This is a genomic window from Pseudomonas cremoris, assembly GCF_014230465.1.
On sequence record NZ_JAAXCY010000009.1, the window covers coordinates 320,212 to 332,131 of the forward strand.

An 11,920-nucleotide genomic window follows, 5' to 3' on the forward strand; every position below is an offset into this window, starting at 1 on the left:
AAGAAATTTTTCTTACAGGCCTGGCAGATGCTGGCGAATATGCGCGACCAAAGCGTCGAGAGTCCCGCTTTCGTTGGTTTCGACGCGTTTGCTGAGCAGTAGCTCCTCGGCTGTCAGCGGCTCGCGATTCGCCTGCTGCTCTTCAATGACCGTCAGTGTTGCGTCAGACGGATCGTTTTTATCCGCCTGACGTTGCGCCAACCAACTGGCGATAACGGCTTGCGGCGCGTTGCAATCCAGAATCAGGAACGGCGCGCCAGTCGCTTCGGCAACTTTGGCTGCGGCGTCGCGCTGTGCACGTTTCAAGAAAGTGGCATCCAGTACCACCGGGAAGCCGGCGCGCAGTACGGTATCGGCAATTTCATTCAGGCGAGCGTAGGTGGCTGCGCTGGCATCGGCCGCATAGATACCGGCCTGTGGCGTGTTTTCAACCTGCTGCTCGCCGAACAGACGCTTACGCTCTACATCCGAGCGCAGACGCACGGCCCCCAGTGCTTCTACCAGGCGCATGGCAACCTGGCTCTTGCCGACAGCCGAAACGCCGTGAGTAATTGCCAGGAAGCGCGATGGAATGGTGCTGTAGCTTTCCGCCAGGTTGGCGTAGTTGCGGTACTGGCGCAGGCTGGTGGCGCGTTGCACGGGGCTTGCATCGCCCGGCATGCTGAACAGCGCGATCTTGGCGCGTACCAGGGCGCGGTAGGCCTTATAGAAGTTCAGCACTTCGAGGCCTTGATAGTCGCCGGTCAGCTCCAGGTATTGGCTGATGAAGCGGCGCGCCAACGACTTGAGGCCACGGTCTTCCAGGTCCATCGCCAGGAAGCCGGTGTCGGCGTACACATCGGTAAAGCGAAACGGTTCGTTGAACTCGATGCAGTCGAAAATCACGACCTTGCCGTCGATCAAGGTGGCATTGCCCAGGTGGATGTCGCCGTGGCATTCACGGGTGAAGCCGTCCAGCTTGCGCTGTACCAGCAGCGGCTTGAGGCGCTCGAAGCTACTTTCGGCCCACGCTTGCAGCGCTTCAAGTTGAATCAGGTCGGCCTTGTCGCTGAGGAATGGGCGGATCTGGTCGAAGTTCTGCCGTACCGGCGCCATTACTTCGTCCGGTGTGCCTGCTGGGTGTTCCTGTGGGACTTTCGGCGCGGTGAGGTGGAAGTGCGCGATTTGCTTGGCCATCTCATCGATGTGCGCACTGGTCAGTTCGCCGTTAGCTTGTAGGGTGCTGAGCAGCTGGCTTTGTGGGAACTGACGCATCTTGAGTGCGTATTCGATCACCGGGCCTTCGCCGCCCAGTTGCGGTGCTTCGGCCGTGCCGGTAATCGGCAACACTTCAAGATACAAATCTTCGGTCAGGCGCTGGTTGAGGCGCAGTTCTTCGTTGCAGAAGTGACCGCGATCCTCCAGGGAGGTGAAATCCAGGAAGCCGAAATTCATCGGCTTCTTCAGTTTATAAGCGTAAGGACCGGTCAGTACGACCCAGGAAATATGGGTTTCGATGACGTGGAACGCTTCAACCGGGTGAGGATATAAAGCCGGGTTTTGCAGGGCTGCGATCAGGGACTGGCTCACGGGCGATCCTTCAGAGTCTGGGGGAAATCATGGCGGGCATTATGGCTGCTGACGCCTGCCGTGCAAACCGCTGTCCGGTTCATGTTGATCGTCAATAAAGTGCGTATAATCCGCCGCCATGACTCGAACCCGATCCCCCCGTTCCCGTAAAAAACCTCCTTCCCGCGGCCTGCGCCCGTGGCTGGGCTGGGCGCTGAAGCTCGGCCTGGTTGGCCTTGTGGTGCTCGCTGGCTTCGCGGTGTACCTCGACGCTGTGGTCCAGGAGAAGTTCTCCGGCAAGCGCTGGACCATTCCGGCCAAGGTGTATGCACGCCCGCTGGAACTGTTCACCGGCCAGAAGCTGAGCAAGGATGACTTCCTCACCGAACTCGATGCCCTCGGCTACCGTCGTGAGCCTGTAAGCAATGGCCCGGGCGCCGCAGCTGTCAGCGGTAATACCGTTGACCTGAACACGCGCGGTTTCCAGTTCTATGAGGGGCTGGAGAAAGCCCAGCCTGTTCGTGTGCGCTTCTCCGGCGACTATGTGGCTGAGCTCTCGTCGCTCAATGGCTCGAAACTGCCGGTGGTACGCCTGGAACCGCTGATGATGGGCGGTATTTACCCGAAGAACCTTGAAGATCGTATCCTGATCAAACTCGATCAGGTACCGCCGTATCTGCTTGAAACCTTGGTTGCCGTGGAAGACCGCGATTTCTACAGTCACTGGGGCGTTTCGCCGAAGTCGATCGCTCGCGCTATCTGGGTGAACACCTCCGGCGGCAAGATGACTCAGGGCGGCAGCACGTTGACGCAACAATTGGTCAAGAATTTTTACCTGACCAATGAGCGCAGCCTGACCCGTAAACTCACCGAAGCCATGATGGCGATGCTGCTGGAGATGCACTACAGCAAGCAGGAAATCCTTGAGGCGTACCTCAACGAGGTATTCGTCGGCCAGGATGGCCAGCGCGCGGTGCACGGTTTCGGCTTGGCCAGCCAGTTCTTCTTTGGTCAGCCGCTTTCCGAATTGAAGCTTCATCAAGTCGCGTTGTTGGTGGGGATGGTCAAGGGGCCGTCCTACTACAACCCGCGCCGTAACCCGGAGCGCGCCCTTGAGCGCCGTAACCTGGTACTCGATGTCCTTGAGCAGCAGGGCGTTGCCACGGCGGAGCAAGTGGCGGCGGCGAAGAAGATGCCGCTGGGCGTCACCACTCGCGGCAAGCTGGCGGACAGTTCCTTCCCGGGCTTTATCGACCTGGTCAAACGCCAGTTGCGCGAAGACTACCGCGACGAAGACTTGACCGAAGAAGGCCTGCGGATCTTCACCAGTTTTGACCCCATCCTGCAGATGAAAGCCGAGGCGTCGGTCAACGACACCTTCAAACGTATGACTGGCCGTAAAGGCGCTGACGAAGTGGAAGCGGCCATGGTCGTGACCAACCCGGAAACCGGCGAAGTCCAGGCCTTGGTGGGCAGCCGCCTGGCCAGTTTCGCCGGCTTCAACCGGGCGCTGGATGCAGTGCGGCCGATTGGCTCGTTGGTCAAGCCGGCGGTTTATCTGACAGCCTTGGAAAAACCGAGCAAGTACACCCTGACCAGTTGGCTGTCCGATGATCCGTTGTCGGTGAAGGGCGCTGACGGCCAGGTGTGGACGCCGCAAAACTTCGATCGCCATTCCCACGGCACGGTGTTCCTGTATCAAGGGTTGGCGCATTCCTACAACATTTCCACATCGCGCCTTGGGCTGGAAGTGGGTGTGCCGAACGTGCTGAAAACCTTGGGGCGACTGGGCATCACGCGTGAATTCCCGGCTTTCCCATCGATCCTGCTGGGTGCCGGTGCGATGACGCCGATGGAAGTGGCAACCATGTACCAGACCCTCGCCAACGGTGGTTTCAACACCCCGATGCGTGGGATCCGCAGTGTACTGACCGCCGAGGGCGAGCCGCTCAAGCGTTATCCGTTCCAGATCCAGCAGCGCTTCGACGCGGGTTCCATCTACCTGATCCAGAACGCCATGCAACGCGTGATGCGTGAAGGTACTGGCAGTTCGGTCTACAAGGTCCTGCCGTCGAACCTGACGCTGGCAGGCAAGACCGGTACGAGTAACGACTCGCGCGACAGTTGGTTCGCAGGTTTCGGCCAGGATGTACTGGCGGTGGTCTGGATGGGGCGTGACGACAACGGCAAGACGCCATTTACCGGTGCGACCGGTGCGCTGCAGGTCTGGACCAGTTTCATGCGCAAGGCCGATCCGTTGCCGTTGAACATGCCGCAGCCGGATAACATCGTGCAGGCCTGGATCGATCCGCACACAGGGCAGGGCTCCGATGCCAACTGTCCGGGCGCAGTACAGATGCCGTATATTCGCGGCAGCGAGCCGCCACCCGGCGCCGCGTGTGGTGGCAGTGCGCCTGCTGACGCGGAATCGGTGATGGATTGGGTCAAGGGCTGGATGAATTAAGCAAAGAGGGTTTCACGTGAACAAGTGGTTGTTTCCAGCTATGACAGCTCTGGCTTTGCTCAGTGGTTGCTCCAGTGTGCAGCGCGGTTCCATTCCCGTGGTGGACTCGAGCACGGCGGTCTCCAACAACGATCGGATTTCGGCCAACGGCGGTTTCCGCCAAACCGTGACCAATCGTCCAGCCCAGGCTAAGCCGCAAGCCGTTCCTCAGGATTCTGGTGTGGTGGTGATGGTGCCGGGCGGTGGTGCAGCCACCGCCGCGCCGATCAGCGCCGAACCGTGGACCCCCGGGCCAAGCACATCGGGGCCGATCGACTCCACGCCTATTCAAACGGCGCCGATCAACCAAGGCACCTACAACATGCCGTCGACGCCGAGTGGTATCCCGTCGTCGTCCAGCTCCGGCGGCCTGTCGGCTGATGAGCAATTGGACGGTCCGGTACTGGCCCTGCTCACCACTGCCCAGCAACAGCAGGCGGGCGGCGACTTGAATGGCGCCTCGTCGAGTCTTGAGCGTGCCCAGCGCGTTGCACCACGCGAGCCGCAGGTGCTGTATCGTCTGGCCCAGGTGCGCATGGCCCAGGGTGATGCTCCGCAAGCCGAGCAATTTGCTCGTCGCGGCCTGACCCTGGCCAATGGTCGCCCTGACCTGCAAGCCAACCTGTGGGCTTTGATCGGTGACGCACGTGCCGCGCAAGGTGATGCTGCCGGTGCCGCCCAGGCGCGGCAAAAAGGTAAGGTCAGCTACTGATGGATGAACGTTTTCCCGCGATTGCCGAACAGTTATTGCTGATCGAGCGAGAGTTGCGCGTACAGGGCTGGTGGGACGAGGTGTCCCCCAGCGTCGAGGCGCTCAGCAGCGTCGAGCCGTTCTCCGTAGACACCTTGGACTTCCATCAGTGGTTGCAATGGGTCTTCCTGGTGCGCATGAAGCAGATCCTTGAGCAGGACCTGCCGTTGCCCAATGCGTCGGGGATCATGGAAATGGCCGAAATGGTCTACGCCGATCGCCCGCAAGAGAGCCTCGGCTTGCGTAACGCGCTGAAAAAGTTCGACCAATTGATCGTCGACGCTCGTTAATTGCCTGACTGCCGGTTTTTCCGGCAGTCTTGCGCACATTTCTACCGCTTGACGACATTCAGGCGAGTTTTATCCCTCCTCAAAGCCCTTTCTTCTACGTTCTCATGCGCTTAGTTGGAAAAAAGCGCAATTATTGCTTGACTTGAAGGGCCTGAAACAGAAGAATCCAAAGTCCGCTGTATCGGGACTGCCAGAAGCAGGCCCGCTCAGCAGATCATGAGGCGCACATCCGCGCCGACCTGTTACACCCGCAACGCGTTACCTCGCGCTGGGTGGGAAAAGCCCGCAACACTTGGGACGATCCCAATACTTGCTCAGTCAGTGCTGACGTAGTCGGCGACCACCGTCGCTCATGCTCTGTTGAGAAGTAAACCTATTAAGACCCGTCGGTTTTCAACGGACGGTATTCTGGCGTTTTAGAGGTGAACAACGTGGAGCTTTTATCTGGCGGTGAGATGCTCGTCCGCTTTTTGCGTGACGAAGGCGTCGACTATATCTACGGGTACCCAGGTGGTGCTCTGCTGCATGTCTACGACGCATTGTTCAAGGAACCGGCTGTTACCCACATCCTGGTTCGCCACGAACAGGCCGCGACCCATATGGCTGACGGTTATGCCCGTGCCACCGGTAAAGCCGGCGTGGTGCTGGTAACGTCCGGCCCAGGCGCAACCAATGCCATCACCGGCATCGCGACTGCGTATATGGACTCCATCCCGATGGTGATCATTTCTGGCCAGGTGGCAAGCACCATGGTCGGTACCGATGCATTCCAGGAAACCGACATGATCGGTATCTCCCGGCCGATCGTGAAACACAGCTTCATGATCAAGCATGCGTCGGAAATTCCGGAAGTCATGAAAAAGGCGTTCTACCTCGCGCAGTCCGGTCGCCCGGGCCCTGTTGTGGTCGATATCCCGAAAGACATGACCAACCCGGCTGAAAAATTCGAATACGTCTTCCCGAAGAAAGCCAAGCTGCGCTCCTACAGCCCGGCTCTGCGTGGGCACTCGGGCCAAATCCGCAAGGCCGCAGAAATGCTGCTGGCGGCCAAGCGGCCAGTGTTGTACTCGGGCGGTGGCGTGATTCTGGGCGGCGGTTCTGCACCGCTGACCGAACTGGCCAAGTTGCTCAACCTGCCGGTAACCAACACCTTGATGGGCCTCGGCGCATTCCCGGGCTCGGACCGTCAGTTCGTCGGCATGCTCGGCATGCACGGCAGCTACACCGCCAACCTGACAATGCACCACGCCGACGTGATCCTGGCCGTGGGTGCGCGTTTCGATGACCGCGTGATCAATGGCGCGAGCAAGTTCTGCCCGAATGCCAAGATCATCCATATCGACATCGACCCGGCGTCCATCTCCAAGACCATAAAGGCCGACGTGCCGATCGTGGGTCCTGTTGAAAGCGTGTTGACCGAAATGGTCGCTGCGCTGAAGGACATCGGCGAAACGCCGAACAAGGAGTCCGTTGCCAGCTGGTGGAAGCAGATCGACGAATGGCGCGGTGATCGTGGCCTGTTCCCCTACGACAAGGGCGACGGCAGCATCATCAAGCCTCAAACCGTGATCGAGACTCTGTGCGAAGTGACCAAGGGCGACGCCTTTGTGACCTCCGACGTAGGCCAGCACCAAATGTTCGCCGCGCAGTACTACAAGTTCGACAAGCCTAACCGCTGGATCAACTCCGGTGGCCTGGGCACGATGGGCTTTGGTTTCCCTGCGGCCATGGGCGTGAAGCTGAGCTTCCCGGACACCGACGTCGCGTGCGTCACCGGTGAGGGCAGCATCCAGATGAACATCCAGGAACTGTCGACGTGCTTGCAGTACGGTCTTCCAGTGAAGATCGTCTGCTTGAACAACGGCGTGCTGGGCATGGTTCGCCAGTGGCAGGATATGAGCTACAACAGCCGTCACTCCCATTCCTACATGGAGTCTCTGCCTGATTTCGTCAAACTGGTTGAAGCCTATGGCCACGTCGGCATTCGCATCACCGATTTGAAAGATCTGAAGCCGAAGATGGAAGAGGCGTTCGCCATGAAGGACCGTTTGGTATTCATTGATATTCAGGTGGATACCAGCGAGCACGTCTACCCGATGCAGATCAAAGACGGCTCTATGCGCGACATGTGGCTGAACAAGACGGAGCGTACTTAATCATGCGGCACATTATCTCCCTGCTTCTGGAGAACGAACCCGGCGCTCTGTCTCGTGTTGTCGGCCTGTTTTCGCAGCGTAACTACAACATCGAAAGCCTGACCGTGGCCCCGACCGAAGACCCGACACTGTCGCGCCTGACGTTGACCACCGTGGGCCACGATGAGGTGATCGAGCAGATCACCAAGAACCTCAACAAGCTGATCGAAGTGGTCAAGCTGGTCGACCTGTCGGAAAGTGCCCACATCGAGCGCGAGCTGATGCTGGTTAAAGTCAAGGCCACGGGTGCCCAACGTGCCGAGATCAAACGGACTACCGACATTTATCGCGGGCAGATCGTCGATGTGAGCGCCAGCGTTTATACCGTTCAACTGACCGGTACAAGCGACAAGCTGGACAGCTTCATCCAGTCGATCGGGACGGCCTCGATTCTGGAAACGGTACGCAGTGGTGTCACCGGGATTGCCCGTGGCGACAAAGTACTCAGCATCTAACCCAAATTAGCGAATGGCCTTACGGCCTGGATATATAGAGGAACCTCATGAAAGTTTATTACGATAAAGATTGTGACCTGTCGATCATCCAGGGCAAGAAAGTCGCCATCATCGGCTACGGCTCCCAGGGTCACGCACAAGCTTGCAACCTGAAAGATTCCGGCGTTGACGTAACTGTTGGCCTGCGTAAAGGCTCGGCTACCGTCGCCAAGGCAGAAGCCCACGGCCTGAAAGTGACTGACGTTGCTTCCGCTGTTGCGGCTGCCGACTTGGTCATGATCCTGACCCCGGACGAGTTCCAGTCCTCGCTGTACAAGAACGAGATCGAGCCGAACATCAAGAAAGGCGCCACCTTGGCCTTCTCCCACGGCTTCGCGATTCACTACAACCAGGTTGTGCCACGCGCTGACCTCGACGTGATCATGATCGCGCCGAAAGCACCGGGTCATACCGTGCGTTCCGAGTTCGTCAAAGGCGGCGGTATCCCTGACCTGATCGCGATCTACCAGGACGCTTCGGGCAATGCCAAGAACGTTGCGCTGTCCTACGCTGCTGGCGTCGGTGGCGGTCGTACCGGCATCATCGAAACCACCTTCAAGGACGAGACCGAAACCGACCTGTTCGGCGAGCAAGCCGTACTGTGTGGCGGTACCGTTGAGCTGGTTAAAGCCGGTTTCGAAACCCTGGTTGAAGCTGGCTACGCGCCAGAAATGGCCTACTTCGAATGCCTGCACGAACTGAAGCTGATCGTTGACCTCATGTACGAAGGCGGTATCGCCAACATGAACTACTCGATCTCCAACAACGCTGAATACGGCGAGTACGTGACTGGTCCGGAAGTAATCAACGCCGAGTCCCGTCAGGCCATGCGCAACGCCCTGAAACGTATTCAGGACGGCGAATATGCCAAAATGTTCATCAGCGAAGGCGCTACCGGCTACCCTTCGATGACCGCCAAGCGTCGTAACAACGCCGCTCACGGTATCGAAGTCATCGGCGAGCAACTGCGCTCCATGATGCCGTGGATCGGTGCCAACAAGATCGTCGACAAAGCCAAAAACTAAGTCGTACGCATCAAGGAAAAACGCGGCCTAGGCCGCGTTTTTTCGTTTGGGGGCCGCATCTGGTATAAAGCTGCATCGTTTGCGGGCGAACACTCGCCGCAAGTACCTGTCGAATTTTTTTCACACCGTTGCAAGGTAAAGTCCATGAGCGAACGTCCCGAAGAGCCAAGCCAGGCTTCTGACGCCGAAAGCCTGCTACCGATCGATGAGCATGTCGAAGAAGGGCATGACGCGGAAGGCCGCAAGGTCCGGCATCGTGGCATCTATCTTCTGCCCAACCTGTTCACCACGGCGAACCTGTTTGCCGGCTTCTATTCCATCATCAACTCCATGAGTGCCCAGAGCGCGTTGGCAGCGGGGGATGCGGCGAGCGCCAGCAAATACTTCGGTTTTGCTGCCATTGCCATCTTCGTCGCCATGGTGCTGGATGGCCTTGATGGTCGTGTGGCACGGATGACCAACACCCAAAGTGCCTTTGGTGCCGAGTACGACTCGCTGTCGGACATGGTTGCCTTTGGTGTCGCGCCAGCGTTACTGGCGTTTGCCTGGGCGTTGGGTGATATGGGTAAGGTGGGTTGGATGGTCGCCTTCATCTATGTCGCGGGCGCCGCTTTGCGTTTGGCCCGCTTCAATACTCAGGTGGGGACAGCCGACAAGCGCTACTTCATCGGGCTGGCCAGCCCGGCCGCTGCGGGTGTGGTGGCGGGTATTGTCTGGGCGTTCAGCGACTACGGCATTCAGGGGTCGAAGATGTCGTTCCTGGTGGCCTTGATGGTTGCGGCGGCAGGCATGCTGATGGTCAGCAATATCAAGTACAACAGCTTCAAGGAGTTGGACCTGAAAGGGCGCGTGCCTTTCGTGGCGATCCTGGCAGTGGTACTGGTGTTCGCCGTGGTCTTTAGTGATCCACCGCGGATCCTGTTGCTGGCGTTTTTGGTCTACGCCGCTTCGGGCCCGGTTCAGTACTTGCTGCATCTGCGTCGGGACAAAACATTGTCTTAATGTAATTTCCCCCATACTCCGCAGTCTATTGGTGCATCAGTTCTCCAATGCTGCGGAGTTGCCATGCTAATCAAATTGTCAAAATCATCCGATTGTCATGAATCGGAAGTCACCCCTGAATCCCTCTATCTCTCTCGCCGCAGCTTGCTCGGTGGTGCGCTTGCCGGTATCGCTGCCAGCAGTTTGCCGCGTTGGGCCAGTGCTGAAGAGGCCGCCCGTTATGCCGATGTCGAGCCAGGCAGTGCGCCGAATTGGTTTGCCGAGAAGCTGCCGGCCACCAAATGGCAGGCGGTGACGGTCAAGGACGAGGCTATCACCCCCTTCAAAGACGCAACCCACTACAACAACTTCTATGAGTTCGGCACAGGCAAGGGGGACCCGGCAACAAATGCGGGTTCTCTCAAGACCGAGCCCTGGAGTGTGGTGATTGATGGTGAGGTGGCGAAGCCTGGACGTTATGCCCTTGAAGACTTCATGAAACCTTATCAATTGGAAGAACGAATCTACCGTTTGCGCTGCGTCGAAGCGTGGTCGATGGTCATCCCTTGGATCGGTTTCCCTATCTCCGCGTTGCTCAAGCAGGTCGAGCCGACTTCAAAAGCCAAATACATTCGCTTTGAAACGCTGCAGGATCCCAAAAGTATGCCGGGGCAGCGCTCCAGTTTCGGCTTGATTGACTGGCCCTATGTAGAAGGGCTGCGTTTGGATGAGGCGATGAATCCTTTGGCCATTCTTGCCGTAGGTATGTATGGGCGCGAGCTACCGAATCAGAACGGCGCGCCGCTACGGCTCGTGGTGCCATGGAAGTACGGTTTCAAGAGTGTGAAGTCCATCGTGCGGATCAGCCTCGTGAGCGAGCAGCCGAAAACCACTTGGCAAAGTATTGCCGCCGATGAGTATGGGTTTTACGCGAATGTGAATCCTACGGTTGATCACCCTCGTTGGACCCAGGCAAGGGAGCGTCGCTTGCCGAGCGGTCTGTTCAGTCCCAACGTGCGCGAAACGCAGATGTTCAATGGTTACTCGGATGAGGTCGCCTCTCTTTATACCGGTCTTGATCTGCGGAAGAACTATTGATGCGCTACCCCATTTGGCGCGTTGGCGTCTTTATTGCTGCGGCGGTATGGCCGTTGTTCTGGCTATTTGAAGCGTGGAGTTCTGCTCTGGGGCCTGATCCGGGCAAAGTGCTGGTGGATCGGCTAGGTCTGGGTACGTTGATTCTGTTGCTGATCACTCTCGGAATGACGCCGTTGCAAAAGCTGAGCGGCTGGCCGGGATGGATAGCGGTGCGCCGGCAGTTGGGGCTGTGGTGCTTTGCTTATGTGGTGCTGCATCTGGCGGCTTATTGTGTGTTCGTGCTTGGGCTCGACTGGTCGCAGTTGGGAGTGGAGTTGCGTAAGCGGCCTTACATTATTGTCGGGGCGCTGGGCTTCTTGTCGCTTCTGGTGTTGGCGATTACTTCAAATCGCTATAGCCAGCGACGCTTGGGGAGTCGCTGGAAGAAGCTGCATCGCCTGGTATATGTGGTTCTCGGGCTTGGTTTGCTACATATGTTGTGGATCGTGCGGGCTGATCTGAAGGAGTGGGCCATTTATGCATCTATAGGTGTGTTGCTGCTGATCCTGCGGTTACCGCCAGTGATGCGCCGAGTTCCACGGCTAATTGCCAAAAAATCACCTTCTGCAACAAAAGCGTAATTAAAGGTTGACGGCAGATTCTGGAGGCCTATAATTCGCCCCACTTCCGGCGCAGTCGAAACGGAAAACTCCTTGGTAAACAATGAGTTATGTGGGTTTCGACAGTCAGTTGCTTCAGTTCATCGAAGCCCGCAAGAAGTTGAAAAAGAGGTGTTGACAGCAGCGTGTAACGCTGTAGAATTCGCCTCCCGCTAACGAGTGATCGGAAGCGCAAGTGGTTGAAGTTGTTGAAGAATTCTTCGAAAGCTTCTGAAAATAATCACTTGACAGCAAATGAGGCTGCTGTAAAATGCGCGCCTCGGTTGAGACGAAAGATCTTAACCAACCGCTCTTTAACAACTGAATCAAGCAATTCGTGTGGGTGCTTGTGGGGTCAGACTGATAGTCAACAAGATTATCAGCATCACAAGTTACT

General features: G+C 57.7%; 10 protein-coding genes. 9 read left to right on the forward strand and 1 reads right to left on the reverse strand.

Annotated features, from left to right (window positions below):
* Positions 1-12 precede the first annotated feature (12 nt).
* Positions 13-1,569 carry a bifunctional aminoglycoside phosphotransferase/ATP-binding protein gene (locus HF257_RS23100; RefSeq protein WP_185708465.1) on the reverse strand — a complete coding sequence of 519 codons (1,557 nt, stop codon included), beginning with the start codon at positions 1,567-1,569 and terminating at the stop codon, positions 13-15.
* Between the two features lie 118 nt (positions 1,570-1,687).
* Between HF257_RS23100 and mrcB the strand changes: the two genes are divergently transcribed.
* The 9 genes from mrcB (at position 1,688) to msrQ (ending at position 11,505) form a co-directional block, all read left to right on the forward strand.
* Entirely contained in the window at positions 1,688-4,012 is a 2,325-nt protein-coding gene (mrcB, locus tag HF257_RS23105; protein ID WP_185708464.1) for a penicillin-binding protein 1B, read from the forward strand.
* Between the two features lie 16 nt (positions 4,013-4,028).
* Positions 4,029-4,763: a hypothetical protein gene (locus HF257_RS23110; protein ID WP_185708463.1), complete on the forward strand. Its 735-nt coding sequence runs from the start codon at positions 4,029-4,031 to the stop codon at positions 4,761-4,763.
* Entirely contained in the window at positions 4,763-5,092 is a 330-nt protein-coding gene (locus tag HF257_RS23115) for a YqcC family protein (protein ID WP_185708462.1), read from the forward strand. Before HF257_RS23110 ends, HF257_RS23115 begins: the two co-directional genes overlap by 1 nt.
* 431 nt (positions 5,093-5,523) lie before the next feature.
* The gene (locus HF257_RS23120; RefSeq protein ID WP_185708461.1) at positions 5,524-7,248 is read left to right on the forward strand and encodes an acetolactate synthase 3 large subunit; all 1,725 of its coding nucleotides are present in this window, start codon (positions 5,524-5,526) and stop codon (positions 7,246-7,248) included.
* A gap of 2 nt (positions 7,249-7,250) precedes the next feature.
* Positions 7,251-7,742 (forward strand): acetolactate synthase small subunit, encoded by a 492-nt coding sequence (gene ilvN / locus HF257_RS23125; RefSeq protein ID WP_003176102.1) that lies wholly within the window; start codon positions 7,251-7,253, stop codon positions 7,740-7,742.
* A 47-nt stretch (positions 7,743-7,789) separates the two neighbouring features.
* On the forward strand, positions 7,790-8,806 hold the full coding sequence (gene ilvC / locus HF257_RS23130; RefSeq protein ID WP_003194132.1) for a ketol-acid reductoisomerase: 1,017 nt from the start codon (positions 7,790-7,792) through the stop codon (positions 8,804-8,806).
* Between the two features lie 144 nt (positions 8,807-8,950).
* On the forward strand, positions 8,951-9,808 hold the full coding sequence (gene pssA / locus HF257_RS23135) for a CDP-diacylglycerol--serine O-phosphatidyltransferase (RefSeq protein ID WP_185708460.1): 858 nt from the start codon (positions 8,951-8,953) through the stop codon (positions 9,806-9,808).
* A gap of 63 nt (positions 9,809-9,871) precedes the next feature.
* The gene (gene msrP, locus HF257_RS23140) at positions 9,872-10,885 is read left to right on the forward strand and encodes a protein-methionine-sulfoxide reductase catalytic subunit MsrP (protein WP_185708459.1); all 1,014 of its coding nucleotides are present in this window, start codon (positions 9,872-9,874) and stop codon (positions 10,883-10,885) included.
* Positions 10,885-11,505 carry a protein-methionine-sulfoxide reductase heme-binding subunit MsrQ gene (gene msrQ, locus HF257_RS23145; protein ID WP_185708458.1) on the forward strand — a complete coding sequence of 207 codons (621 nt, stop codon included), beginning with the start codon at positions 10,885-10,887 and terminating at the stop codon, positions 11,503-11,505. Before msrP ends, msrQ begins: the two co-directional genes overlap by 1 nt.
* Positions 11,506-11,920 lie beyond the last annotated feature (415 nt).

Bases quoted from the DNA above. Each gene is read 5' to 3' on its own strand.
- mrcB (WP_185708464.1), top strand. From the start codon at position 1,688: ATGACTCGAACCCGATCCCCCCGTTCCCGTAAAAAACCTCCTTCCCGC.
- msrP (WP_185708459.1), top strand. From the start codon at position 9,872: ATGCTAATCAAATTGTCAAAATCATCCGATTGTCATGAATCGGAAGTC.
- msrQ (WP_185708458.1), top strand. From the start codon at position 10,885: ATGCGCTACCCCATTTGGCGCGTTGGCGTCTTTATTGCTGCGGCGGTA.
- ilvC (WP_003194132.1), top strand. From the start codon at position 7,790: ATGAAAGTTTATTACGATAAAGATTGTGACCTGTCGATCATCCAGGGC.
- HF257_RS23115 (WP_185708462.1), top strand. From the start codon at position 4,763: ATGGATGAACGTTTTCCCGCGATTGCCGAACAGTTATTGCTGATCGAG.
- ilvN (WP_003176102.1), top strand. From the start codon at position 7,251: ATGCGGCACATTATCTCCCTGCTTCTGGAGAACGAACCCGGCGCTCTG.
- pssA (WP_185708460.1), top strand. From the start codon at position 8,951: ATGAGCGAACGTCCCGAAGAGCCAAGCCAGGCTTCTGACGCCGAAAGC.